The sequence below is a fragment of the Pacificoceanicola algae genome (genome assembly GCF_049341065.1).
In the GTDB taxonomy this organism is placed as follows: domain Bacteria; phylum Pseudomonadota; class Alphaproteobacteria; order Rhodobacterales; family Rhodobacteraceae; genus Pacificoceanicola.
Genome location: NZ_JBMPIX010000007.1, coordinates 193,269 through 218,221 on the forward strand (window position 1 = coordinate 193,269; position 24,953 = coordinate 218,221).

General features: G+C 61.8%; 24 protein-coding genes and 1 riboswitch. Of the genes, 9 read left to right on the top strand and 15 right to left on the bottom strand.

All coding sequences use genetic code 11. The annotated features are described in order from the left end of the window. The 3 genes from derI to ACOYQJ_RS13040 are packed head-to-tail and all read right to left on the bottom strand — an operon-like array spanning position 1 to position 2,018. The gene (gene derI, locus ACOYQJ_RS13030; protein ID WP_422906456.1) at positions 1-456 is read right to left on the bottom strand and encodes a D-erythrulose-4-phosphate isomerase; all 456 of its coding nucleotides are present in this window, start codon (positions 454-456) and stop codon (positions 1-3) included. An 18-nt stretch (positions 457-474) separates the two neighbouring features. After that, the gene (locus ACOYQJ_RS13035) at positions 475-1,242 is read right to left on the bottom strand and encodes a triose-phosphate isomerase (RefSeq protein ID WP_422906457.1); all 768 of its coding nucleotides are present in this window, start codon (positions 1,240-1,242) and stop codon (positions 475-477) included. Continuing rightward, positions 1,239-2,018: a DeoR/GlpR family DNA-binding transcription regulator gene (locus ACOYQJ_RS13040; protein ID WP_422906458.1), complete on the bottom strand. Its 780-nt coding sequence runs from the start codon at positions 2,016-2,018 to the stop codon at positions 1,239-1,241. The genes ACOYQJ_RS13035 and ACOYQJ_RS13040 overlap by 4 nt, the downstream gene beginning before the upstream one ends. Before the next feature lie 129 nt (positions 2,019-2,147). On the opposite strand from ACOYQJ_RS13040, the gene fsa reads away from it, so the two are divergent. Continuing rightward, positions 2,148-2,801: a fructose-6-phosphate aldolase gene (gene fsa / locus ACOYQJ_RS13045; protein WP_422906459.1), complete on the top strand. Its 654-nt coding sequence runs from the start codon at positions 2,148-2,150 to the stop codon at positions 2,799-2,801. A 150-nt stretch (positions 2,802-2,951) separates the two neighbouring features. Next, on the top strand, positions 2,952-3,230 hold the full coding sequence (locus ACOYQJ_RS13050; protein ID WP_422906460.1) for a YMGG-like glycine zipper-containing protein: 279 nt from the start codon (positions 2,952-2,954) through the stop codon (positions 3,228-3,230). Positions 3,231-3,237: 7 nt separating this feature from the next. Here ACOYQJ_RS13050 and ACOYQJ_RS13055 read toward each other — a convergent pair whose 3' ends face one another. The 6 genes from ACOYQJ_RS13055 to ACOYQJ_RS13080 all read right to left on the bottom strand — a co-directional run bounded on the left by ACOYQJ_RS13055 (position 3,238) and on the right by ACOYQJ_RS13080 (position 10,141). Further along, positions 3,238-4,194 (bottom strand): sugar-binding transcriptional regulator, encoded by a 957-nt coding sequence (locus ACOYQJ_RS13055; RefSeq protein ID WP_422906461.1) that lies wholly within the window; start codon positions 4,192-4,194, stop codon positions 3,238-3,240. 22 nt (positions 4,195-4,216) lie between these two features. Then, entirely contained in the window at positions 4,217-5,368 is a 1,152-nt protein-coding gene (locus tag ACOYQJ_RS13060; protein ID WP_422906462.1) for an iron-containing alcohol dehydrogenase, read from the bottom strand. Next, complete coding sequence (locus tag ACOYQJ_RS13065; protein WP_422906463.1) at positions 5,369-5,806, bottom strand: 6,7-dimethyl-8-ribityllumazine synthase; 438 nt, start codon at positions 5,804-5,806, stop codon at positions 5,369-5,371. Positions 5,807-5,875: 69 nt separating this feature from the next. After that, positions 5,876-6,007, bottom strand: a riboswitch (FMN riboswitch). Positions 6,008-6,128: 121 nt separating this feature from the next. Continuing rightward, a complete protein-coding gene (locus ACOYQJ_RS13070; protein WP_422906464.1) occupies positions 6,129-7,061 on the bottom strand; it encodes a sugar phosphate isomerase/epimerase family protein in 933 nt (310 codons plus the stop codon). Then, a complete protein-coding gene (locus tag ACOYQJ_RS13075) occupies positions 7,062-8,570 on the bottom strand; it encodes a glycerol-3-phosphate dehydrogenase (protein WP_422906465.1) in 1,509 nt (502 codons plus the stop codon). Continuing rightward, on the bottom strand, positions 8,567-10,141 hold the full coding sequence (locus ACOYQJ_RS13080) for an FGGY-family carbohydrate kinase (protein WP_422906466.1): 1,575 nt from the start codon (positions 10,139-10,141) through the stop codon (positions 8,567-8,569). The genes ACOYQJ_RS13075 and ACOYQJ_RS13080 overlap by 4 nt, the downstream gene beginning before the upstream one ends. A 449-nt stretch (positions 10,142-10,590) precedes the next feature. Here ACOYQJ_RS13080 and ACOYQJ_RS13085 point away from each other — a divergent pair, with 449 nt between their 5' ends. From ACOYQJ_RS13085 to ACOYQJ_RS13100, 4 genes are all read left to right on the top strand, one after another. Further along, positions 10,591-11,247, top strand: coding sequence for a DUF2291 family protein (locus ACOYQJ_RS13085; RefSeq protein ID WP_422906467.1), 657 nt, complete (start codon positions 10,591-10,593; stop codon positions 11,245-11,247). Then, positions 11,244-12,797: a sugar ABC transporter ATP-binding protein gene (locus ACOYQJ_RS13090; protein WP_422906468.1), complete on the top strand. Its 1,554-nt coding sequence runs from the start codon at positions 11,244-11,246 to the stop codon at positions 12,795-12,797. The genes ACOYQJ_RS13085 and ACOYQJ_RS13090 overlap by 4 nt, the downstream gene beginning before the upstream one ends. A gap of 26 nt (positions 12,798-12,823) precedes the next feature. Next, a complete protein-coding gene (locus tag ACOYQJ_RS13095) occupies positions 12,824-13,870 on the top strand; it encodes an ABC transporter permease (protein ID WP_422906469.1) in 1,047 nt (348 codons plus the stop codon). Positions 13,871-13,969: 99 nt separating this feature from the next. Further along, a complete protein-coding gene (locus ACOYQJ_RS13100) occupies positions 13,970-14,917 on the top strand; it encodes a D-ribose ABC transporter substrate-binding protein (protein WP_422906470.1) in 948 nt (315 codons plus the stop codon). Positions 14,918-15,077: 160 nt separating this feature from the next. Here ACOYQJ_RS13100 and ACOYQJ_RS13105 read toward each other — a convergent pair whose 3' ends face one another. From ACOYQJ_RS13105 to ACOYQJ_RS13125, 5 genes are read right to left on the bottom strand one after another with little or no spacing between them, the layout of a single operon-like run. Next, positions 15,078-16,016, bottom strand: coding sequence for an SMP-30/gluconolactonase/LRE family protein (locus ACOYQJ_RS13105; RefSeq protein WP_422906471.1), 939 nt, complete (start codon positions 16,014-16,016; stop codon positions 15,078-15,080). Beyond that, positions 16,013-16,960: an ABC transporter permease gene (locus ACOYQJ_RS13110; protein ID WP_422906472.1), complete on the bottom strand. Its 948-nt coding sequence runs from the start codon at positions 16,958-16,960 to the stop codon at positions 16,013-16,015. The genes ACOYQJ_RS13105 and ACOYQJ_RS13110 overlap by 4 nt, the downstream gene beginning before the upstream one ends. A 1-nt stretch (position 16,961) precedes the next feature. Then, a complete protein-coding gene (locus ACOYQJ_RS13115; RefSeq protein WP_422906473.1) occupies positions 16,962-17,897 on the bottom strand; it encodes an ABC transporter permease in 936 nt (311 codons plus the stop codon). After that, positions 17,894-19,336, bottom strand: coding sequence for a sugar ABC transporter ATP-binding protein (locus ACOYQJ_RS13120; RefSeq protein WP_422906474.1), 1,443 nt, complete (start codon positions 19,334-19,336; stop codon positions 17,894-17,896). The genes ACOYQJ_RS13115 and ACOYQJ_RS13120 overlap by 4 nt, the downstream gene beginning before the upstream one ends. A 6-nt stretch (positions 19,337-19,342) precedes the next feature. Continuing rightward, positions 19,343-20,347, bottom strand: a complete 1,005-nt coding sequence (locus ACOYQJ_RS13125) for an ABC transporter substrate-binding protein (protein ID WP_422906475.1) — start codon at positions 20,345-20,347, stop codon at positions 19,343-19,345. 232 nt (positions 20,348-20,579) lie between these two features. Here ACOYQJ_RS13125 and ACOYQJ_RS13130 point away from each other — a divergent pair, with 232 nt between their 5' ends. The 3 genes from ACOYQJ_RS13130 (at position 20,580) to ACOYQJ_RS13140 (ending at position 23,816) form a co-directional block, all read left to right on the top strand. Further along, the gene (locus tag ACOYQJ_RS13130) at positions 20,580-21,794 is read left to right on the top strand and encodes a GAF domain-containing sensor histidine kinase (protein ID WP_422906476.1); all 1,215 of its coding nucleotides are present in this window, start codon (positions 20,580-20,582) and stop codon (positions 21,792-21,794) included. Continuing rightward, positions 21,791-22,498, top strand: coding sequence for a response regulator (locus tag ACOYQJ_RS13135; protein ID WP_422906477.1), 708 nt, complete (start codon positions 21,791-21,793; stop codon positions 22,496-22,498). The genes ACOYQJ_RS13130 and ACOYQJ_RS13135 overlap by 4 nt, the downstream gene beginning before the upstream one ends. A 766-nt stretch (positions 22,499-23,264) precedes the next feature. Beyond that, the gene (locus ACOYQJ_RS13140) at positions 23,265-23,816 is read left to right on the top strand and encodes a 2OG-Fe(II) oxygenase (RefSeq protein WP_422906478.1); all 552 of its coding nucleotides are present in this window, start codon (positions 23,265-23,267) and stop codon (positions 23,814-23,816) included. Between the two features lie 131 nt (positions 23,817-23,947). Here the strand turns inward: ACOYQJ_RS13140 and ACOYQJ_RS13145 are convergent, their stop codons facing one another. Continuing rightward, a complete protein-coding gene (locus tag ACOYQJ_RS13145; protein ID WP_422906479.1) occupies positions 23,948-24,592 on the bottom strand; it encodes a hypothetical protein in 645 nt (214 codons plus the stop codon). Positions 24,593-24,953 lie beyond the last annotated feature (361 nt).

Below are 24,953 nucleotides of genomic sequence, written 5' to 3' on the forward strand. Positions count from 1 at the left end.
TCAGCCCTTGTTGTACTTGGCATCAACCTGGTTGATTGCTTCGACGTTTCCAGCCGAGCGGCCCTCCGGATCGAACGAGGATGTCAGAAAAGCCTCGGCGATGTCCTTGGCCAATTCCGTCCCGATCACCCGCGCACCCATGGTGATGATCTGCGCGTTGTTCGATGTCGCGGCCTTACCCGCCGAATAGGTGTCGTGGCACTGCGCGGCGCGGATGCCCGGCACCTTGTTAGCGGACAGGCACACGCCGATGCCCGTGCCGCAGACCAGAATGGCGCGATCATAGGTCCCGTCCAATACCGCGTTGGCCACCCGGTCGCTCAGGTTGGCGTAGAAGGCGTCCGGGCCTGCCTCGGTCCGCGAGATTTCAGACACGTCGTAGTTGGCCGAAAGATGCTCGGCCAGAGTTTTGGCAAGACCTTCGCCCGCGCTGTCGCCCGCAATTGCGATTTTCATAATCTATCCTTTCACAGATCAGATGGCAGAGGCGCATTTGCTCAGGATGTCGAGATAACCCTCGACGTTCCAGGCGCTGCGCCCAATGAACAGCCCGTCAATATGCGGGCATTGGATAAGCTCTTTACAGTTGCCCGGATTGACCGAGCCGCCATAAAGGCAAGGGATGCGGCGGCTTAGAACCTTCTCGGCCACGGCAATGATCTCGGCCTGCCGCGCGTCGGCATACTCGGACGTGGCCGGGATACCGCCTTCGCCGATGGCCCAGACAGGTTCATAGGCCAGCAGGATCGGCGCGGTTTTCTGATCGCCGGACAGCTTGCCCAAGGCGCCGCGCACCTGCGCCTCCAGCACCTCTTGGGCGCGGCCCGCTTCGCGTTCGGGCAGGGTTTCCCCGATGCAGATCAGCGGGATCAACCCGTGGCGCACGGCGGCCTCGGTTTTCAGGCCAACTGTTTCGTCGGTTTCGCCAAAATGTTCCCGGCGCTCAGAATGGCCCAGCTCGACGACATCAAGCCCGCAGTCTTTCAACATCAGCGGCGAGACTTCGCCCGTCCAGGCGCCCCGATCAGCCCAGTGCATGTTCTGCGCCCCCACCTTGACCGAGGTATCGGCCAGGATCTGCGCCACCTCGCGCACGGCCGTGAAAGGCGGGATGACAAAGCGTTGGAAACGCGGATCGCGCGCGTCGTCCGCCTTGGCCAATGCGGAGGCAAAATCCTGCGCCTCGGCCAGTGTCTTGTTCATCTTCCAACTTGTGCCGATCCAGAAATTCGGGTCACTCATGCGGCGCTCTCTTTGCTGTTTGCGAAGGTCAAGGGCAGCCCCGCGCCTTGCAGCGCGGCCATGGCCTGCGCCTCGGGGGGCTGATCGGTGATGATGTGGTCGAACTCGCTCAGACCTGCGAGGCGGTACAGGGCGGTTTGCCCAAAGCGGCTGTGATTGACCAACAGGCAGGTCTGTGACGCGGCAGCCATCATCGCGCGCTTGGTGCCGACAACGCTGTCATCCATGTGGAACACCTCCAGACCCGAAACGGCAGGCGACGAGATAAAGGCGATGTCGGCGCGCAGATTGGCCAGAGCATCTTCGGTCAGTTTGCCGAAAAAGGCGTTGAACTTGGACGAATAGACGCCGCCCAGGGCGATCAGCGTGATGCCCGCCTCTCCCTTCAGGGTGTCCATCACGGCGGCATTGTTGGTGATCACGGTCAGCGGGCGCTTGGCCCCGAGTTGCGCGCCAAGCACCGCCGCCATCGAGCCGTCGTTGATCATCACCGTCATGCCCGGTTCGATAAGATCAAGGGCGGAGCGCGCCATAGCCGCCTTGGCGGCCCCGCCCTGCCGTTCACGAAAGCGAAACTCGCTTTCGAAACGGGTTCCGGATTCGATCGTCGCCCCGCCGCGGATCTTGCGCAGAAGGCCAGCGGTCTCAAGTTCGTCCAGATCGCGGTGAATGGTCATTTTCGACACGGCAAAGCGCCGCGCCAGATCATCCAGATCAACCGCCCCCTCGGCCACGAGGATGTCCATGATGGCCTGTCGCCGTTCGTCACGTTTCAAAGTGAAATCCTCCGAAGCGCAACATCACACATAACAAAAATATCGTCAATTGTGTTATTTTGTGATTTTTCTTGTGATATACCATTGATTGCGCTATCACACCCCAGCAACGCACATGGGAGAGCGCACATGAAGTTCTTTGTAGACACCGCAATCATCGCCGACATCAAAGAGCTGAACGATTACGGCTTGCTCGATGGAGTGACGACCAACCCTTCGCTGATCGCCAAATCAGGCCGCGATTTCAAAGAGGTGATCGCCGAGATTTGCGAACTGGTCAGCGGTCCGGTATCCGCCGAGGTCGCCTCGATGGCGTATGACGGCATGGTTGCCGAGGGCGAACATCTGGCCAAAATCGCAGACAACGTTGTGATCAAACTGCCGCTGACCTTGGACGGGTTGAAGGCCTGCCGGTATTTCACAAACAAGGGCATCAAGACCAATGTGACCCTGTGCTTTGCCGCCAATCAGGCACTGCTGGCCGCCAAGGCCGGGGCGACCTACATCAGTCCTTTCATCGGGCGACTGGACGATCTGAACATCGACGGGATGGAGCTGATCGGGGACATCCGCGCGATCTATGACAATTACGGGTTTGAAACCCAGATCCTTGCCGCCTCGGTGAGGACAGCCAACCACGTCAAGGACGCGGCGCTTGCCGGGGCTGATGTGGCGACGATCCCGCCGGGGGTGATCAAGGGGCTGGCAACGCATGTGCTGACCGACAAGGGGCTTGACCAGTTCACCAAGGATTGGGCCGCCACGGGTCAGTCGATCCTCTGACGTCGCAGCTCCGGTCTTGCGCAAGGTTAATGCATGGGCTCGACGTAAGTGACCATATGGCAAAGGCGGCCTGCCGCAGCCCCCAAGGCACCAGAGCGATGCGATGCTCAGGAAATTCGGCGGGCCGTCCGATCATTTGGGAGCCCTAACATGAACCACAGATTTACAGCCGCGCTTGCCGCGGCCAGCTTGTTGCTGGTTCCGGCCTGTGAAAACCTCACCCCTGAACAGCGCACTGTTGTCGGTGTGACCGCCGGTGCCGCAGCGGGCCTGATCACGGCCGACGTTCTGGAAGCTGACCGCAACTGGACTTTGATCGCGGCCCTTGCAGGTGCCGCTGCCGGAACGATCGTGGCGCAGAATTCGGCCACTGACCGCTGCGCCTATGCGCGCGGGGACGGCACCTATTACACGGCGCCCTGCCCGTAACGATCAATCAGTCAGGCAGCAGCGCGCGCGCCGTGCGCTCATCGGTGATCAGCCCCGACAGGCGGCCACTGTTGAGCACGGCGCGCAACGCTTCGAGCTTTTCCGGGCCGCCCGCAAGGGCGATGATCCGGTCCTGCCGCGTCTCATCTAGCGATACGGCCAGTGTACGATCGGTCAGGGGTGTTTCCAGCGCCCGGCCATCGCGGTCAAAGAAATGCCCCAGCATTTCGCCAACGCCGCCCGCCTTGGAAATCGCCGCGATTTCCGACTGTTCGATCATGCCAGAGGTCACAAGTTGGGTTTCCGTTTCCACCGTGCCGATCCCGACGATCTTGAGTGGCGCGGTCTCGGCCAACTGGAACACCTCGGCGACACCGCGCTGCGACAGCAAAACCTCGCGGTCCTCGCGGGTATTGGCAAAAAAGGGCACGGGCATGACATAAGCCTGCGCACCGGTCTTTTCGGCCAACATGTGCATCACGTCATGTGGGTTGGCGGCATAATTCCGGGTCAGCCCGCCCAACAACGAAACAAAGCGCAGCCCTTCCGTGGCAAAGCGCGGCATGGCGCGCACCGCCTGCGCGAGCGTCCGGCCATGGCCGATGCCGATGGTCAGCTCTTCACCGCTTTCCAGCCAACGGCGCAGCCGCGCGCCACCGGCAAGACCAAGCGTGCGCAGCGGCAGCCCATCTTCGTCAAGATCCGGAGCGACCTCGCAAGTCTCAAGGCCAAAGCGATCGCAGAGTGCCTGCTCGAGTTCGATACATTCGGTGATTTCGCCTTCGATGCTGACCTTCACGGCACCTTCGGCGACAGCGCGGGCGATCAGGCGATGCGCCTTGACCGAGGGCACGCCGAGCCGCTTGGCCACCTTGGCCTGCGTCAACCCGCCAACATAGTGCAGCCAAGCCGCGCGGATCGCGAGCGAATGTTCGGCGTCCGTCTGAGAGCGATCCTTGGCCATATTCCCCTCCCTGCCCCGCGCGTCAGCGGGCCTGTTCCATAATTTGAGCAAGATCGGCTTCGGTCAACGACACCGGATTGGCTCTCATTGACGAAGACGTTGCCGCGTCCTTGGCGGCCTGCGCGCGGTGATCGGCAGTTACACCCTGCGCGTCCAACCCTAAAAGACCTTGATCGCGGGACCAGGCGGCGAGCGCAGCGAAGGCGTCCGCTTCGGTGCTGCCGAGCGCATCGGCAATCCAATTGCGGATTTCGCCAATGCGATGCGCCGCCTCGTTGTCAGACAGGCGCGCAGCATTGGCGGCCAGCCCAAAGGGCAAAAGCGCTCCGCAGATAGCGCCATGCGCGGCGCTTGAAAGCCCGCCCAGCGGCCCTGCAAGCCCGTGGATCACGCCCAGACCGGCATTGGCAAGCGCCAGACCTCCGCTGAGGCTTGCCCAAGACATTTCGTCCCGCGCGTCGCGATCTTCGCCGTTCATCAAAGCGACAAGCGCCCGCAGACCGCGCGGGATGGCATCACGGCACAACGCATCGGTCATCGGGTTGGCGCGCGTACAGATATAGGGTTCGATCACTTGCGTTATGGCATCCAACCCCGAGGCCAGAGTGACCGCGCGCGGGCAACCATCCGTCAGCGCAGGATCGACAATCGCGAGGCGCGGCAGCATGGCCGGATCGCGCAGCGACACCTTGCGTGCAGCATCAGGTACAGCGATCACCGCGTTGCGCGTCACCTCCGCTCCGGTGCCCGAAGTTGTCGGAAGCGCCGCGAAAGGCAGCGGGGCCTGCCCCAGCGGCAGGCCCTTGCCCACCACTTCAAGATGGTCGGACATGGGACGCATGGTGGGTGTCAGGGCAGCAATCGCCTTGCCCGCGTCAATTACCGCGCCGCCGCCGAGGGCAATCACCGACGCCACCTTTGCCGCCCGCGCGGCCCGAACGCCCGCCTCGACCAGCGCAACATCGGGCTCACCCTGCACCGCGAATTTGGTGACCTGCACATCCTGATCCTCAAGTGCCTGCGCCAGCCAGTCACTGCGGGAGGGCGTGCCCCCGATGACCAACAATGCGCTGGCCCCGAGGGCGGCAAGATCAGGCACCGCACGCGCGCTTTCGCCCCGGCCAAACCGGATTTCGGTTGCGGTGGCAAAGCGAAAGGCGCGCGGCGATGTCATTTACACCTCGATCCCGGCGACCATGAGAACCGCATCCGCGGCCTCTTCGCCCTTTTTGACAAAGTGATCGCGGAAGAACCCGATGTGCTCCTCCGTCGGCTGAAAGTGATGCGGCGTCAGCGAGACCGAGTAGGTCGGCACACCAGTTTCCAGTTGCGCCTGCATCAACCCGTCGACCACCGCGGCCGCAACGAAATCGTGGCGGTAGATGCCGCCATCGACCACCAAGGCCGCGCAGACCACGGCGTCATACTTGCTGCTTTGCCCCAGCTTCTTGGCAAGCAGCGGCATTTCAAAGGCGCCGGGCACGTCAAACGCCGTGACCTCATGCGCCTTGCCCGAGGTCGCCATGCGGGCCTCAAAGCCCACAAGCGCCTGATCGACGATTTCGGAATGCCAACGTGCCTTGATAAAGGCGATTTTCAGTTTCTTAGTCATGGAACCATCCTTGAGCTTCAACAAATGGTCCCAAGGCGTCTCCAGCCGCGCGCGCCAAAAGGCCCGTCGGTTGGTTCTCTTCCATCCGGACTTTAACCGTCGGCCCCGGAATTTCACCGGTGTCTGCTGACCCATCCCGAAGGATGGCGCTCGCGGGCTATAACCGCCGGTAGGGAATTTCACCCCGCCCTGAGAACGCCGGCAGGTTTGGCCAGAGCCGCCGGAAAAGGCAAGAGAGGCAGGCGATTTTTTCGCAAAAGCCGCCAATAAAACGCTGCGGCCCGGAGCGACCCCGGGACCCTGCGTGCCAATTTCGCCTACCTCAAACACGCAGATCCTGAACGCCGCTGTCGATATGCGGCGCCCAGAAGGCGACGCTTTCGGCGATCTGGGCAATGACCTGACGGTCGTTTGGTTCGCGCTCCTTGAAGGACAGCTCAAGGCAGATTTCGTTGTCCTTTGCTCCGCCCTCGGCCAAAGCCCTGAGCAGCGGTTCCGGCTGGATCGCGCCCTTGGCGTTGAATTCAGCGGTAAAGGGGCGATGGCCGCTTTTATCCATCATGGATTGCTTGATGTGGATGATCGGGCTGACTTTTGGCACCGCCCGCGCCCAGGCATAGGGATCGGTGTCATCGGGGTTTGGGCTGGTGACATCGCCATGGTCGATATCGGCCATCATCCACATCGGCACAGCCATCCCCGCCGCTGTCAGGCGGTCCTGAAGCGCCAAACATTCCGCGATCGTTTCGCCAAATTCGCGGCCCACGCTCATCGGCTCCCAATAGACATAGGACAGCCCAGCCGCCTTGGCGTGCTCGGCCACTTCGGCCCAGCAGTCGATGGCGATCTGGATCAGTTCTTCGCGGCGCGCCCGGTCGTCGTAATCGCGGTAGGTGAAGATCGCGAACTGCGTGCCCACAGACGCGCCGCCAAGATCCCCGATGATGTCGGCAAAGCCCTTGAACCAATCCACGTAGTAGCGCCGCACATCGCGGTCGGGATGGCCAAAGTGGTTGAGCCGCCCATACGGCCCTGTCATGCCGCTGGTCACCCGGACACCGGTGCGCTGGCAAGCGCGATCCATCTCGCGCGTCAACCGCCGGATCACCGGTGCGGGCCAACTGGGGTTGATGAATTCGTGGGTCAATTGCAGATCGCGCAGGCGCAACTCGCGCGCGGTCGTTTCGATCAGGTCCGCCGGGTCGGCGAAGCGGTTGACCAAAGGGTTGGTGTTCAGGGACAGCGTCAGCGCCATTTACGCGGCCTCCGCATAGGCTTGGAACCATTCCGCAAAAGCCGCCTGTTCCGCCGGGCTGAGATGCAGGCGATGCTTGGTGCGGCGCCACAGGATATCCTCGGCGGTCTGCGCCCATTCGGTCTGCACCAGATACAACACTTCGGCCTCATACAGATCGCCACCAAAGTGTCGCCCCAGCCCCTCAAGCGAGGTGGCCTCACCGACAATCTGCGCAATCCGCGCGCCGTAAAGCCGCCCGTAATGCCGCCGCAGGCTGCGCGGCATCCAAGGGTAATCGGCCTTCATCTTGCCGCGAAACGCCTCGTAATCGGCGTTGTCCATGTCGCCACCGGGCAAAGGCGCGCTTTCGGTCCAGTCCTTGCCCATCTTCGGGAAGAACTGTTCAATCTTGTGCATCCCGCGCTCGGCCAATTCGCGGAACGTGGTGATCTTGCCGCCAAAGATGTTCAGCATCGGCGCACCGCCGGCTTCGTCCAGATCGAACACGTAATCGCGCGTCACCGCCGAGGGATTTCCCTTGCCGTCATCGAACAACGGGCGCACTCCGGAAAAGCTGGTCTCCACGTCGTCACGGGTCAGCTCTTCCTTGAAGTAGCGGTTCACCGCGTCCAGCAAGTACTGGATTTCGGACTCGTCCGCCGTGACATCCTCGGCGCGGCCTTCATACGCGATGTCTGTTGTGCCGATCAGCGCCTTGTCGCGTTCGTAGGGGTTGATGAAGATCACGCGTTTGTCGTGGTTCTGCACCAGATAGGCGTTCTCGCCTTTCCAGAATTTTGGCACGATGATGTGTGATCCCTTGACCAGCCGCACATTGCGGGAAGAATTCGCGCCCGCAACCCGCGTCAAGACATCCGTCACCCAAGGGCCAGCGGCATTGACCAGAACCTTGGCCTCGAACTCCTTGCTTTCTCCGGTCATGCGATTGGTCGTGGTCACCCGCCAAGCACCGTTCTCGCGCCGGGCCGAGGTGCAGGGGCTGCGGGTCAGCACAACCGCCCCGCGTTCAGCTGCATCGACGGCGTTCAGCACCACAAGCCGGGCATCGTCGACCCAACAATCAGAGTATTCAAAGCCTCGCGTATACTGATCTTTGATCGGAGCGCCTTCGGGATCGCGCAGCAAGTTCAGCGTGCGCGTCCCAGGCAGTTTCTTGCGCCCGCCGAGATGATCGTACAGGAACAGCCCCAGCCGGACGAGCCACGCCGGGCGATCCTGTGGGCTGTGCGGCAGCACAAAGCGCATCGGCCAGATGATATGCGGGGCGTTGTTCATCAACACTTCGCGTTCGATCAGCGCTTCGCGCACCAGCCGGAATTCGTAATACTCCAGATAACGCAACCCGCCATGGACCAACTTGCCCGAGCGGGACGAAGTGCCCTCGGCCAGATCGTCCTTTTCGCACAGGACAACCGACAGGCCGCGCCCCGCCGCATCCCGCGCGATCCCTGCACCATTGATGCCGCCACCGATTACGAAAAGATCGACCTTGGGAATATCAGTCATGTCTTGGCTCCCTGAGTTGCGCGGTGCCGGGCAAGGGTGCCCCAGACCGGGACAAGTCCGCTCCGCGCCGCGCGATAAGAGGTGAAAAGGCTGTCATAGACCTGCGCAAGGCCCGGATCAGGCGCCTCGGGCCGCCCCAAAAGCGGCGTCGTCCAGTCCGTGATACAGGTGTTCATGTCGGGATAGGCGCCGATGGCGACCGCCGTCATCATGGCGCAGCCCGCCGCGCCAGCCTCGTCGCGGGCCGATACCCGCACAGGGGTGTTCAAAGACGCCGCCAACACCTGGCGTAGCGCGGGCGAACGTGCCGCGCCGCCGGTCAGGCGCAATTCGCGCGGCATCTCTCCCATGGCGGCATAGCAATCGCGCGCCGCCATCCCGAGCCCTTCGATCACGGCGCGGATTACATCCGGAAAGCGGTGGCTGGCATTCAACCCGATCAGGCTGGCCCGAGCGTCCGCATTGACAAAGGGGCCGCGCTCTCCTGCCTCCGAGATATAGGGGTGGTAGACCAGCGCGCCGGGGGTTGAGTGGTCCAACCAGTCATCGATCCTTGCGACCAGATCCGCATGGCTGGGCGCGTCGCCCATCTCGCCGATCAGATCGCTGGCCAGGTCCAGCGCCCAGTCGATGTTCAGCGTGGCCGCCATGTTGGTCTGCACCTGCGTGACCAGATCGGGAATCGGCAAGCAGATGACATACCCGGTGCCTTCGGCATTCAAATGCACCCGGTCCGAGGTCACGGCGCGCATATGCACCCCGGTCGACCCCACCGTGGAACAGGCCGCGCCTGCATCGCCTGTATGCACGCCTGCGCCCAGCGCAGTCATAACCATATCGACATAGCCCAGTGACACCGGCGTGCCCTGCAACAGACCGGTTTGCGCGGCGGCCTCGGCGGTCAGCGGAAAGGTCTGCCGGGTGCCGTCCACGATCTCGGGCAGCAGATGGCGGCGGGTTTCCAGACCCAAAGCCGCGATGACCGTGTCGCTGTAGAGGCGAGTGCGGAAATCGCCAAAGGTAAAACTGGCCTCAGAGGGGTCCGTCGCGCGGATGCCCGTCAGGTTCAGAAACAGCCAATCCTTGCAATGCAGCGCGACTTCGGCCCGGTCCAGATTTTCTGGCTGATGCGCCTGCATATGCGCCATCTGGCTGCCTTGCTGGCAGGTGTTCAGGCCGGTTCCGGTGGCTTCAAACCGGGCGCGCTCGGCACTCCCTTGGGCAAGGCGCTTCACAGTCGGCGCTGCCCGGGCATCCAGCCAAAGCCATGCGTCCGCGACCGCCTCGTTTCCCTTGCCCGCCAGCCAAGTCCCATCGCCCTGACCGGTCACGGCGACGGCCGCAACGCGCCGCGCCAGAGTGTCGATCTTGTCGCCCAGACCGCGCAGGGCAGTCGCGCAATCCGTCCACGTCTGAGGCAAGGACTGCGTGGCCGATCCATCCGCGCCCAGCACATAGCGATTGCGCACCGAAGATACGGCCAGTTGCTGCCCGCGCAAATCAAAGGCAACCGCCTTGATGACCGAAGTCCCCGCGTCGATGCCGATGATCAAGTCCCGCGAATCGGTCATTTGGCACTGCCTGCTGGCCGTTCTGTCAGGTCGCGCGTCATGTCCTCTTCCCCTTTATCGTCTTGCCGTGATCCTCACTCCACGACCGCTCCCCTATCAGGTGAAGCGACCGACACCGCGCAAATCGCTCGGCGTCAGGTTGCATCAGGTGTAACATGAAAATTTTCACTTGGGTGAATTTTTTTGCAGACAGAGTAATTTTTTTCACCTATGGTCAAGTCAATCGGTCGCAGCTCAAGGGCGGACCAAGCGGTTGTTCAGATCACCGGGTTGAGGAGCCCCTGAGCAACCAAGGGGGAGGAAATATGTTATTCGCCAAAGGCGTAACAATTGCCCCGTAAAATTGATGGCGCTTCGGCGTCCAAACGGCACAGCCCTTCGGCACAGTCGAAGCGGCGGATTGGCACATCGGAATGGTGGGCCACGAAAAACGGAGGAGCGACGACGCCATGGCTATGACCGGACATGCCCCGACAGGTGACAGCAAAACCACCAAACGTCGCGCGATTGCCGCTATCGCTATGATTGTTCTCTTGGGCGCGATCGGGCTGGACACCAAGGTAGTGCGGATCGGCTCGGACGAGGATGCCCGCCAGCAGGCCTTCAACCCCGACGTTTTTGGCCGGACCGAATTTCCACGCATCCGCGATCTGGTGATGGAACGCGCCCCGGCGGCTGCCAAGCTGGCCACGGATCTGGTCGCCGACAAGAAAGCTGCGATTGACAGCTATGGTACCATGGCCGGTGCTTTCCCGGTGCTTCCGGTCACGCTGACCGGTACCGTCGGTGAGGGCAAGTCGGGCATCTTCTATGTCACCGTCGAGGGGCTGCCGGATGGCACCAAGGTGCGCGTTCAGACCGGCCCGGCGATCAACGGGACTGAACTGCGTGACATTCCCGGCGACATCGACTTTGGCGCTTTCAAAAACCAGATCGAATATCAGAACGTTGGCAGCGGCATCAATCGCGCCATGTCGGCCGAGGTGCTGTCTGATCTGGACCGTGACGCCCTGCCCGGCAAGACCATCACCGTCACCGGGGTTTTCAAGTTGATCAACCCGAAGAACTGGCTGGTGACCCCTGTCGCGCTAGAGGTGAAGGAATGAAAACTCCCGCGCACGACGAAACTCCGACCAGCGCGCCGGACACCCACGAGGTTGTTCTTGCCGCGCGCAATGTGGCCAAGTCCTTTGGCGCGGTACAGGCGCTGAAAGGCGTGAACTTTGATGTCCATCGCGGGCAAGTCACCACGCTCTTTGGCGAAAACGGCGCGGGCAAGTCGACCCTGATGAAGGTCCTGTCCGGCGTCCACCTGCCAACATCCGGCGAGCTGATACTGGACGGCAAGCCGGTCCAGATCACATCCACCGTCGCGGCGCGGGAGCTGGGGATTTCGATTATCCATCAGGAGCTGAGCCTCGCCCCAAACATGAACGTGCGCGACAATATATTTATGGGCCGCGAAATCATGGGTCCGTTCGGCGTGAACTATGCCGAAGAGGAACGTCAGGCGCGCGACCTGATGCGCGAGTTGGAAGAAGACATCGACCCGCTGACCCCGGTCGAAGACCTGCGCCTTGGCCAGCAACAGATCGTCGAGATCGCCCGCGCGCTGTCCGTCCGCTCTCGTATTCTGATCATGGATGAGCCGACCTCGGCGCTGTCTGCCTCGGAGGTCGAAGTGTTGTTCAAGGTCATTCACGACCTGAAGGCACGCGGCGTCAGCATCGTTTATATCTCGCACCACCTCGAAGAAGCGCTGACCATCACCGACCACGCCGTGGTGCTGCGCGATGGCACGATGACCGCCTATGCCCCCCGAGCCGAAATTGATCTGGAATGGATCGTGCGCAACATGGTGGGCGAAAACTTTGACCTTGGCACCCCGCCCGAGGGCCATGAAATGGGTGCGCCGGCGCTGCAACTCGAGGCGCTTAGCGTGCCTGCGGCCTCGGGCGCCGGCAATGCGGTGGATCGGTTGGATCTGTCGGTCAGGGCGGGCGAGGTTGTTTGCATTTACGGTCTGATGGGCGCGGGTCGCACCGAGATGATGGAATGCGTCGCGGGGCGCCTTGGGGCGACAGGTGGGCGCGTTCTGCTGCACGGACAGGATGTGTCGGGCCTGACCATCGCCGAGCGCATCAACGCCGGGCTTGTTCTGGTCCCGGAGGATCGCCAGCGCGACGGGTTGGTGCAGACCATGACAGTCGGGCGCAACCTGTCACTGGCCTCGATCGGGAATTTCACGCGCGGCTTGCTGACCAACCGCAAGGACGAAGCACAGATCGTCGAACAGTCGATCAAGGAAGTCACCGTCAAGACCGATGGCCCGGATGCGCCGATTGGCTCGCTGTCTGGGGGCAACCAGCAAAAGGTGGTGATCGGCAAGATGCTGGCCACGCACCCTTCGGTGGTTTTGTTGGATGAACCCAGCCGGGGCATCGACATCGGCGCCAAGGCCGAGGTCTTCCGCATTCTGGCTGAGCACGCAAAGCAGGGCATGGCGGTGATCTATTCGACCTCGGAAGTCGGAGAATGCCTTGCCATCGCCCACCGCATCATCGTCATGCGCCGCGGCCGGATCGCCGCCGAATTCACCCATGACACCACCAAAGAAGCGATCATGGCCGCCTCGGGCGAAAGCCTGGTCGCCTGATGAACAAGCCGCAGGGAGAGCCGATCATGTCGGAGACCACGACAAACGGAACCAAGGCCGAAGGCAAGAAGGGCGGCGTCAACATCGTCCATCTGCTGCTGGAAGGCCGGGCCTTTTTCGCTCTGATCGCCATCATTGCGATCTTTTCCTTCCTGTCGCCGAATTATGCCACCATCGGGAATTTCCTGATCATGGCGAACCACGTGGCGATCTTTGGCCTTTTGGCGATTGGCATGATGCTGGTAATCCTGAATGGCGGTATCGACCTGTCGGTCGGCTCGGTTCTGGGACTGACGGGGGTCTTTGCGGGCTTTCTGATGCAAGGGGTCGAAATCGAGGCGGCCGGGGTCATCCTGTACCCGCCGGTCTGGGCCGTTGTCGTGCTGACCATCGCGCTAGGGGCCTTTGTCGGCTTTGCAAACGGCATCCTTGTCGCCTATTTCCGGGTGCCTGCTTTCGTGGCGACGCTTGGCTCGCTATACGTCGCGCGCGGTGTGGCGTTGCTGATGACCAACGGTCTGACCTACAACAATCTTTCAGGCAGATCCGAGCTTGGCAACACCGGCTTTGACTGGCTCGGCTTCAACCGGATCGCGGGCATCCCGATCGGCGTGATTGTCCTGACGGTCGTCGCGCTGGCCGCCGGGCTCTTGCTGTCGCGCACCGCATTTGGCCGCTGGCTCTATTCCTCTGGCGGCAATGAGCGCGCGGCGGAACTGTCGGGTGTTCCGGTCAAGCGTGTGCAGATCATCGTCTATATGCTCTCGGGCATTTGCGCCGCCATCGCCGGGCTTGTCCTGTCCTCACAGCTGACCTCGGCCGGGCCGACCGCTGGCACCACCTACGAGCTGACGGCCATCGCCGCGGTTGTGGTTGGCGGGGCGTCCTTGATGGGCGGGCGGGGCACCGTGCGCGGCACTTTGCTGGGCGCTTTTGTCATCGGCTTTCTGTCCGACGGCCTCGTGATCATCGGCGTCAGTTCCTACTGGCAGACCGTCTTTACCGGCGCGGTCATCGTGCTCGCCGTGATGCTGAACTCGATCCAATACGGCGGCGCAGGCAAGAAAACCTGATCCCCACCCGCTTTTCACACCTGCATGGGGCAAGAGGAGGCCCCTCCGCGGAAACCGCCGGTCAACCGGCACACCACCAACCCAAGGGAGACTGAACAAATGATGACTTTTACCAAACGCACGCTTCTGGCCGCTGCCGCATCGCTGCCGCTGATGGCAGGGTCGGCATGGGCCGAAGGCCTGATCTCGATCATCGTGAACGACCCGGCGAACCCCTACTGGTTCACCGAGGGCGAAGTTGCCAAGGCCACCGCCGAAGAACTGGGCTATGAAGCCACCGTCGCCGCGCACAAGGGCGACACCAACGTCGAATCCAACCTTGTCGACGCTGCCATCACCAATGGCGCCAAGGCCATCATCCTTGACCCCGCGAACGCGGACGGCTCGATCGGCGTGGTCAAAAAGGCCAAGGAGGCTGGCATCCCGGTCTTTCTCGTGAATGCCGAGATCAACGAAAGCGGTCTCGCCATCGGCCAGCTGGTCTCGAATAACGCGCAGGGCGCCGCCCTTGGCGCCGTGGCTTGGCAGGAAATGGTTGGCGACAGCGCCAAATATGTCGAATTCTTCGGCAACCCGGCGGACAACAACGCCGCCACGCGCTCCAACGGTTATGAAACCGTCATCAGCCAATATCCGGACCTGATGCAGGTTGCGGAAGAAGTGGCCAACTGGGACCGCACCCAAGGCTACAACAAGATGCAGTCGATCATTCAGGCCAACCCCGACTTTACGGCCGTGATTTCGGGCAACGACGAAATGGCTTTGGGGGCGATTGCGGCGCTGAAAGAAGCCGGCAAGCTGGACGGCGTGACCGTCGGTGGTTTTGACGGATCGCCCGATGCGGTGGCGGCCGTGAAAGCGGGCGAGATGGCCTATACCGTGCTTCAGCCGGTCGCCGTTTTCTCGCGCGAGGCTGTGATCCAGGCAGACTACTACATCAAGAACGGCTCACCGATGGTTGATGAAGAAAAGCAACTGTTCGACTGCCTGCTGATCACCGCAGACAATGTCGCCAACTACACCGCGCCCTTTACTCTTTCCGAGTAATCGGCCCCTCACTCCCTGAGGACCTGAGAGGCGCCCTTTGCGGCGTCTCTCTTTTTTTTGCGCCGGGGTCTGCGATAAATTCAGTCAGGATCGGCGGATTACCTATGAACACAGGACCGCACGGAAGAATGCCGCACCACTGCACGGCCCCGGCATGACACTATCGTTGGCGGCTTGACCGGGTCCAAGGCTCGGCGCCTTTCACGTTCACGAAGATGCGATACAGCGACGTTGTTCCAGCAATATACATCCGAAATCCATCCGCCCCGCCAAAGGCGAGGTTTGCCACCGTCTCGGGGACAAGGATCTTGCCCAGCAATGTCCCGTCCGGCGCAAAGCAATGCACGCCATCCGCCGCCGAGGACCACAGATTGCCCTGCGTATCCACGCGCATCCCGTCAGGCAGGCCGTTGTCGATGGTGGCGAAGACACCCGCATCCGTCAGCGCTCCGCCCTCTGCCACGTCGAACTGGCGGATGACCGAAGGCACGGCATCGTCATGGCTCGATCCGCTCTCTGCGATGTACAAACGGCGTTCGTCCGGCGAAAAGACCAGCCCGTTCGGCTGCACGAAATCCGAGACGACCGGCGCGAGCGTTCCGGTCACGGGATCAAGGCGAAAGACGTGATTGGCGGCCTGTTCGCGCGGCGCTTCATGGCCCTCGAAACTCGAAAGGATGCCATAGGTCGGATCAGTAAACCAAACCGCCCCATCCGAGCTGACGACAACGTCATTGGGGGAATTGAGGCGCTTTCCGTCATAGCTGTCCGCCAGCACAGTCAAAGTGCCGTCAAACTCGGTCCGGACCACGTCGCGGGCACCGTGACGGCAGCCGATCAGGCGGCCTTGCCTGTCGCGCGTGTTGCCGTTGTTGAACTGCGATCCCGCGCGATAAACGCTGAGACCCTCGCGGTCGCTATAGCGCATGATACGCTGTGACGGGATGTCAGAGAACAACAGGCATTCGTGATCCCCGAACCAGACCGGCCCTTCGGTCCATGTGAACCCGGTGGCCAACTGCTCAAGCTGTGACATCGGGTGTACAAGGCCAAGGAAACGGTCGTCGTGGGTCTGGAGATGATCGGGAAGGTGGATCATGCGCGAAGCCTCCTGGTGCTGGCGGCAATGACGATGCCGATGATGATAAGCCCGGTCAGAACCATGCGGACCCCGGCGCCAAAGCCGTAGGAGTTCAACATGGACACGACAAGGAACATGAACAGCGACGCGCCCCAGACGCCCGGCACGTTGGAAAAACCACCCGCGATCGAGGTGCCGCCAATCACCACCACGGCGATCGAGGTCAACAGATATTCCTGCCCCATGTTCAGCGCCGCGCCACCCGAAAACGACGCAAGGAAATAGCCTGCGACCGCGGCAAAGACCGTGACGGAAAGGTAGGTCGTCGCGCGGACCATTTCGACCGGCACACCGGCCAGACGCGCGGCGCGCAGGTTCTGCCCCGACGCCAACAGCCAGCGGCCAAAGACGGTGCGCTCAAGCACGACCCACACGGCGATGGACAGCACAAGCGCCACAAGCGCCACATTCGGCAAGCCGAAAGTGCGACCCGTGGCAAAGTCGGCAAGTCCCGCCGGCGGCTTGATCCGCAGGCCCCGGTTGGACCAGATGGCCAGCGACTGGTAGATCAACGATGCCGCAAGCGTTGCAATGATAGGCGGCAGGCGCAACAGGTAGATCAGGGCGAAATTCGCCATCCCCGCGCCCAATCCAACTCCAATCGCGATCAGCAACCCAAGGGCAGCGGTGCCCGGATCGCTTCCCATCGCCTTGAGCGAAAGCGTACCGGCCAAAGTCATGACGGCAGGAATGGACAGATCTACGTTGCCGGGGCCAAGCGTGATGACCAGCATCTGCCCCAAACCGACGATGGCCGCGAAGGCTCCGAAGGACAGCGCGGCATAGGCCAGTTCTCCGGCACCGCGGCCTTGGGTCAGGGCGATGATCAAGGCAAAGGCGGCAGCGGCAGCCAGCCACGACCAGATCCACGGGCGCCCGGCAAGGGTTTTGAGCATCACCATGTCAGGCCCCTTCCCTGTTGCGGCGGGTAAAGATCAGCCGCGCGGTCAGAACAAGGATCAGGATCGCCCCCTGCGCCCCGATCTGCCAATCCGGCGACAGGCGCAGGAACGACAGGAACGAGGCGGCCAGTGTCAGGGTCAGCGCCCCGATCACCGCGCCCACCGGGCTGACCTTGCCGCCGATAAACTCACCGCCGCCAAGGATCACCCCCGCGATGGACAAAAGCGTGTAGCGCAACGCGATGTTCGCATCTGCGGCGGTCGTCAGTCCGACCAGCGCCATTCCCGCCAGCACGCCAAACAGACCGGCCAGCGCATAGGCCAGCGCCTTGAGCCGCAGCAATGGCCAGCCCGCCCGCGCCACCGACGCCGGGTTGCCTCCGACGCCGCGCAAAACTGTTCCGATACCGGACCGGATGATCAGAAAATGCGTCAGAACCGCGATCAGGATCGAGGCGACGACGGCCATAGGCATCAGCGGCGGCTTGACCGTCATGATCGCGCGCAGCCATCCCGGCGCGGCCCCGCCAGGCGACGGCAGGATGAACAGGGCCAGTCCGCCCCAGACAAATGACATGCCCAGCGTGACCACGATGGCGGGCAGCTCGAACCGGTGGATCAGCGCCCCCATCCCGGCATAGGCCACCACCAGGGCCGCCAGAACCAGAACGCCCAGCATCGGCGTGTCATGCAGAAAGGTCGCTGTGACACAGGCCACCAGCGACACGAAGGCCCCCAAGGACAGGTCGATATCGTTGACCATGATGATCATCATCTGCGCGATGGTCGCCAAGGCGATGGGCACCGCGAGATTGAACAGCAGGTTGACCCCGAAATAGCTCATGGCGCGGGGCTGCAGATAGAAGGTCGCCGCAAGAAGCACGACCAAAGACAGCACCGGCAACAAAATGCGGTGACGCGCGAAAAGTCGGATCATGCGGCGCTCTCCTGCATTTCGAACGAGGCTTCGAGGATGCGTTCCTCGGTGATGTCAGCGCCGGTCAACTCGGCCGAGATCTGCCCGTTGCGGAAGACGAAGACGCGGTCGCATTGGCAGATTTCCTCGGTCTCGGTGGAATACCACAGGAAGGTTCGGCCGCCCGCTGCCTCGGTCCGGATCATGTCATAGACATCCTGCTTGGTGCCGACATCGACGCCGCGCATCGGATCGTCCATCACCACGACCGGCGCAGACGAGGCCAAGGCGCGGGCGAACAGCACTTTCTGCTGATTGCCGCCCGACAGCGAAAGGATCGGATTGAGCATATCGTCCGTGCGAATACCGATACGTTTTTTCCATTCGGCCGCAACGCGGATCTCGTCTTCGTGGTCCACAAGACCGCGGTTGGCCTTTTGCGGCAGGATGGAAATCGAGACATTGCGCAGGATCGACCAGAGCGGCAGGATACCGTCCCGCCCGCGATCCCCGGCGACAAAGACCATTTCGCTGGCCCTGCCCCGGCGCCAGGATGACGTGTTATCAAAGTACAGGCGTGCCAGCGCCTCGGCCTGACCGTGACCGGCCAACCCTGCCAACCCGATCACCTCGCCCTTGCGCGCACAAAGACCGTCCTGCGTCCGCAGGATCTCTGGTCCCAGTTCACTGGCGCGAGGCGCGGCGCCCTCGGGTTTTTCAGCGGCGACATGGCCCATGGCATCGACCAGCGAAGCGCGGTCGAATACCTCGGTCGCCCCTTCGGCAACGACTTTGCCGTCCTTCATGACGACAATGCGCGAGGCCACCTGAAAAATTTCGCCCATCATGTGGGAAATGAAAATGACTGCGCCGCCCGCCGTGCAGAAGTCTTTGATATGGGACAGAAGTTGTTGGGCGATGCCCGCATCCAGCGACGACGTGGGTTCATCCAGGATGACCAGCCGCGCCTTGGATCCGCGCGGCGCAAACCCGATGGCGATTTCGACCATCTGGCGTTCAGCGATCGACAGGGTATCAACCTCGGCATTTGCGTCGATGCCGTGACCGGGAAAGACAGTATCGAGGCTTTGGGCGATTTCCGCCCGCGCCGTGCGGCGCCAACCGATGCCTTTGAGGGCGCTGTGCGAGATCCGCAGGTTTTCGGCGACGGTCAGGTTCGGGCAAAGCGACAGCTCCTGAAAGACGGATCGCACGCCTGCCTCAAGCGCCTTTGCCGCGCCGCTTGCGGGAAAGGCCACCGCGCCCCCCGAGGGCGCGAGTCCGCCGTTGACAAGGTTGACCAGCGTCGACTTGCCCGCGCCATTATGGCCAACAAGCCCGATACATTCGCCCGGCTCTATTGAAAGACTGACGCCGTCAAGCGCCCTGACCGCACCGAAGTGTTTTTCGGCATCGGTCAGGGCGACGATGGGCGTGCCTTGTGTTTCGGCACGTGTCATCTTGGTTTACATCGAACTCGCGATGGCAGCCTTGGCGTCTTCCAGCGAATAGTTGGTGGTCGCAACCGAACCTTCGGGCGTGCCCGCCAGCGTTTCGTCCAGCGTATCCTGCGTGACTTTCAGGAAAGGCACCGTCAGGTCTTTGGGCACTTCGGCACCATCCAGCACCTGCTGCGCCACCCAGAAGGCCAGCGAAGCAACACCCGGCGCGATCGACAGCGACAGCGTTTCATAGCCGTTGGCGTCGCGCTGATCGGCCCACCACTGCATTTCGTCCTGACGATTGCCCAGCACGATCAGCGGTGTGTCGCGGCCACCGGCCTTGAAGGCCTGCGCGGCACCATAGCCGTCCCCGCCCTGCGTGACCACGCCGACAACATCCGGCAACGACGGAAGGACACCGGCAACAGCCTTTTGCGCCACGTCTTGCGCCCAGTCACCATGCACCGAGCCGACGATCTTGAACTGCGGGTTTTCTTCTACGCCTGCGTGGATGCCAGCGGAAATCTCGTCATCGACGAAAACGCCCGCAAGGCCGCGAATTTCAAGCAGGTTGCCACCATCGGGCAGACGCGTGGCAAGATATTCAACCTGCTGGCGTCCCATTTCCTTGAAATCCACAGCGATGCGCCAGGCGCAGGGCTCGGACACGATGCCGTCAAAGGACACGACGGTGACACCGGCATCGCAGGCTTCCTTGATCGCGCCGTTCAGCGCGGTCGGGGAAGCGGCGTTGACAACGATGGCGTCATACCCCTGCAGGATCATGTTCTGGATTTGCGCGGCCTGTTCGGTGGCCTGGTTTTCAGAGGTGGTGAAGGCATCGGCGGCGGCAACGACACCATCCTTGACCGCCTGTGAGCCGACCTCTTCCCAGGATTGCAGCATCGCCTGGCGCCACGAATTGCCGGCATAGTTGTTGGAAAGCGCGATGCGCTTGTCGGATGTATCAGCTTGAACGGCGGACGCAGCCATGGCGATGGCTGCTGCGCTGAGCAACAGTCGTTTCATGTTCAGATTTCCTCCCATTGAACCGCAGCTTGGCTGCCGCGGCTATGTCAGCGCGTATCAATCCTGACCCGGCGCTGGCGTGACTGTTCCACAGCGCTGGATTTGCTGTAAAGAACCTCAGCCGCAAACTTGTTGCGGGTTCCCGCAAGTTGAATGCGGTCAATACGGTTCTCGGCGCGTCGCTTGATGTGTATCCTGACTCAGAAGGCGCCGTGCCGCGCCGGGAGGAAATATGACCGAACTCGCTATGCGGCCCTCAGAGACCGCGAACCGCCGCGACATTTTTCTGCGGATCTCCAAACATCTCGCGTGCGAGGTCGAGATTCAGTCGGCACTCGCCGCTGTTGCCGGAGAGATCGGCGAAGTTCTGCCCTTCACCCATGTGGACATCTGCCTGCTAGATGGCCTTGACTGGGTCGTGTCCTACGAAGTCGGGATCAAAACCCGTTGGTCGCGGCGCCGCACGCGGCTGAGCGCCTCGCCGATCCGCGACCTGCTGCGCGGCAAGACCGAGTATATGCTCTGCGAAAACGCCATGGAGGATCCGCGCCAGACCTTCCCCGGCGCCACAAGCGAGCCGATCTTCAACCACCGCCTTCGGTCGCGCATGCATGTGGGGATGCGGGTCATGGGGCAGTTGATCGGAACACTCAATATTTCGCACAGCGAAACCGGGCTGTTCGACGAAGACAGCCTGCGTTTGGCGCAACATCTGGCCGATTTGCTCGCGCCTTATTTTCACGCTCTTCGTTCAATCGAAAAGGCGCAGCGCGACGCGTCCGTGCGGGCCGAGGTTCAGTCGCGCGAAGAAGGCTTGCGGCAGGGCGCGCTGCGTTTGACCCAGGCGCTGGAACAAGAACGGCAGCGGATCGGCATGGACCTGCACGACCAGACCTTGGCAGATCTCACGCGGTTGTTGCGCCTTGTCACCAGCGAAGGCGCAAATCTGTCGCCCGAGATTCTGGCCGACAGCCTGTCAACTTGTGTGCGCGATCTTCGCCGGATCATCGACGAAGCGGTGCCCTCTCAGCTGCAACTGTTCGGCTTCTGCCATGCCATTTCCGAACATCTGGAAAAGGCCGCCCGACAGTCCGATACAATTGTCACGACGGTCGAGGACCGCACCGACGGCGCCATCGACAACATTGGCGACACCGCGCGCACAGCCCTGTTCCGCATCGCCCAAGAGGCGACGAACAACGCCCTGCGCCATGCAGGGGCCAGCCGGATCACGGTGATCATCGACCACGACATCGCCGGGGCGCTGTGCCTGTCTGTGCAGGACAACGGCTGCGGACTGTCCCGCAATGGCCCTTCGCGGCGGTCGGGTCTTGTGCACATGGAAACACGCGCCCGGTTGATCTCGGCCCGCCTCGACATCTCCGAAAGCGACGGGACGCGGGTCACGGTCACACTGCCGCGCGGCAAGGAGGTTTCACAATCATGAAACTGCTTGTGGTTGAGGATGATCCGTTTCACGCCCAGTTCATGCTGGACACCATTGCGCGCGCCCTGCCCGACGTGACCGAGATTACCCATGTGGTCGATGGTGCCGAAGGCGAGGCCGAATTTCTCAGCGGCGGCTACCTAGCCGTTGTGCTCGACCTTCAGATGCCGCGGCGCAACGGTGTCGAAGCAGCGCGCGCGATCTGGGCCAGTCGGCCTGAAACCCGCATCCTGTTCTGGTCAAACTATGCCGACGAAGCCTACCTGCGGGGCATCACCAAGATTGTGCCCGAAGAAAGCGCCTATGGCTACGTTCTGAAAACCGCTTCGGTCAGCCAATTGGAACTGGCGCTGCGGGCGGTGCTGATGGAAGGCCAGATCATGGTGGACCGCGAGGTGCATCGTTTGCAGAAACGTGTGGCCACCCCGCGCGACGCGCTCAGCGAAAGCGAATTTGCCGTGCTTGTGGATGTGGCGCTTGGCCTGACGGACAAGGTCATTGCCGAACGGCGCGCCATGTCACTCCGATCCGTCCAGAACCGGTTGTTATCGCTTTACGACAAGCTGGGTGTCGACGGAGAAGACACTGGCGTGATCAACAAACGCACCCGCGCCATCAACCGCGCCTTGCTGACCCGGACACTGAACGTGGAAACACTGGTCTCGGCCGAGCGCGAGATGACGCAGTGGCTCGCACAGCACTGATGTCGGTTGAAATGGCGATCCCTGAACGACTGACTTGCAATTTTGAAGGTCAGCATATCAAGTAATTTCAGAGACTTAAAGGCCAGGCACTCTGGAGAGTGTCATTCGGTGCGTCGCCACGCCCTCAAGCTCCCAAAGTGTGGCTTTTCTTCCGTCAGTTACACATCCGATAAACCGACCGCTCTGAAATCGATAGCTCCTTGGCCATCCGCCCCTTTGATAGCCCTTGCTCGAGGAGTGCCTGAACTTGTCCCATAGTGCTTCCTTCCAGTCCTGCGAAAGGATCACACCATCAAACCGTGGGATCAAACACCTAAAGAGCAGCATGCATATCCGAAGATGAGCCAACAACCTCAACGATGGTTTCTACCGGAGTTCCAAGTCTCAGGGAAACCAGCGATTGCCGATCATTTGCCCTGAAGCGGCCTTCGGCATACCCGCAGCGAATTCAAACTTTGTCCGCTCACCTGACCTTTCCCAAACCGCGCTCAAGGTCCGGCTTTGGTCACAAATGCTTGATGTTTGGCCCAAGATAGCGTGACGTCCCCGCTGACATGATCTGAAATTTGCGCCGCGCCGCGTTCAAAGCCTGTGGCGTTCCACATAGGGCAAGGCCGCCCAAACACGCAGGATTTCGCCTGCAACACAGCATCGGGCGATTGAATTTTCAGACAAGGGCGCGGCGCAGTGGTATGATAAGTGACCGATCGTTTGCCCCGTTCGGGCGGCTTGGGGCCGGTGTATCCTTGTCTGAAAGACCCATATAATGCTGTCTATGCATGCGATGCCCGAGGCCTTCAGCGTCGGGGAATGCGACGCGATCGTGGCCGCCATATCCCAAGCTCCCACCGATCCGGCGCTGCTGGTCGGGCGCAACCGTGACCACAACATGCGCGGTGCCGATCTGGTGTGGACCGACGAGGTTGACGGGCTGGGCTGGGTGATGGACCGGCTGATTGATCTTGTGCGGGTGGCGAACCGCGATCACTTTGGTTTTGATTTGACCGCCTTTGAGGAAAGCCCGCAGGTGGCGATCTACCGAGCCACCGCTGCGGGGCATTTTGTGTGGCATTCGGACATTGGCCGCGGGCCAATTTCGGCCAAACGCAAGCTGACGCTGGTGCTGCAACTGTCGCCGCACGGCGACTATGAGGGCGGCACGCTTCAGGTGATGCCCGGTGTGCAGGTGCTGGACGCCAGTCGGGCGCAGGGCTGTGTGACCGTGTTCCCCAGCTTTACGCTGCATCAGGTCACACCGGTGCGCAGTGGCGTGCGCCATTCGCTGACAGTCTGGGCGCACGGGCCTGCGTTCCGGTGAACGGGGCGGACCGCAGATGTGTTGAACGAGCTCGAAAGCAGCCATTGGCGCAGGCGCAGCGAATGCTCACGTCCTCCGCTCAGCAGACCTCTATGCAAAGCGCAGCGAATTCACACTTGCCGCCACTATCCTCACGTCCCGTAACGAGCAAGCTCGGCGATCGTCATGCGGCGGATCCTGCGGCGGTCGCGGCGGCTGAAGATCTGACGGGTCTGGGGTTCGGTCGGAACGACCATCCAGGGCGTGCGGCGGGTCACGACGCGGAAGGTGCGCTTGGCCGCCACCTCCAGATCGTCGCCTCCGAACGCGCCGGTGACCATCACCTCGATCAATTGCAACTTGTCCTGAAGGTCCTGCAGGCCGCCAAGTTCCGAGTCGGATACGTGGATCGACAGTTCGATCATGTGCCGGAAAGAGCCGATAGACATGAAGTCGCCCTGGTTCAGCGGGCCGTGACTGGTGACGTCGCGGGGCGGATCTTCTTCCTCGGGAGTCCGGAGCAGGTCCCGGTCAGTGATTGCGGCCTGGCAGGTGGACCCGTCAGCGAGGGTCATAGTGAAATAGACGTTCAGCGGGTAGATAGGCTCTTGGCTCATGTTGGACACGAGGCAAAGCGCGTCGATATCCGCACCTTTCCCACGATTGATGAGAATGCGCGGCTTACGGGATCGCAGAAACGTAAACAGGAAGAGCTGCAAATAAAGGATCCATACGGCGAGCATCCCCACGTTGATAGCGATATTCAGGATCGCGCTGTGCTGTGTCAGCCAGTCCACTAGAACTCCATTGATCGTCGGCCGCCTGGGTTGGTCTAAGGGTGGAACGCGGGGCTTGCTTAACTGTTCCAAGGCGGCCGGGCGCAGCAGTCAAGACATTGAGGGTGACCACGGTTCGCAAATTTGCGGCGACCGCGCGTCTGCGTATTGCGCACTTTCAAGCGGGGCGCAGCATCGTCCTAGACATTACCATTGTGTGGGTTGCCCGGTTTCGGGAAAGCAGCCTTGGAATTTCGCAACTGCATCGAACTGCGTGCTGCGCTTGGTGGGAATGTCGTGAAAGGGCTGATTCCGTGGAAAAACACCCGTTCGCGAGTGCAGAATATCGACGGCTGAACATGGCGTGAGCGCCTTTCCTGTC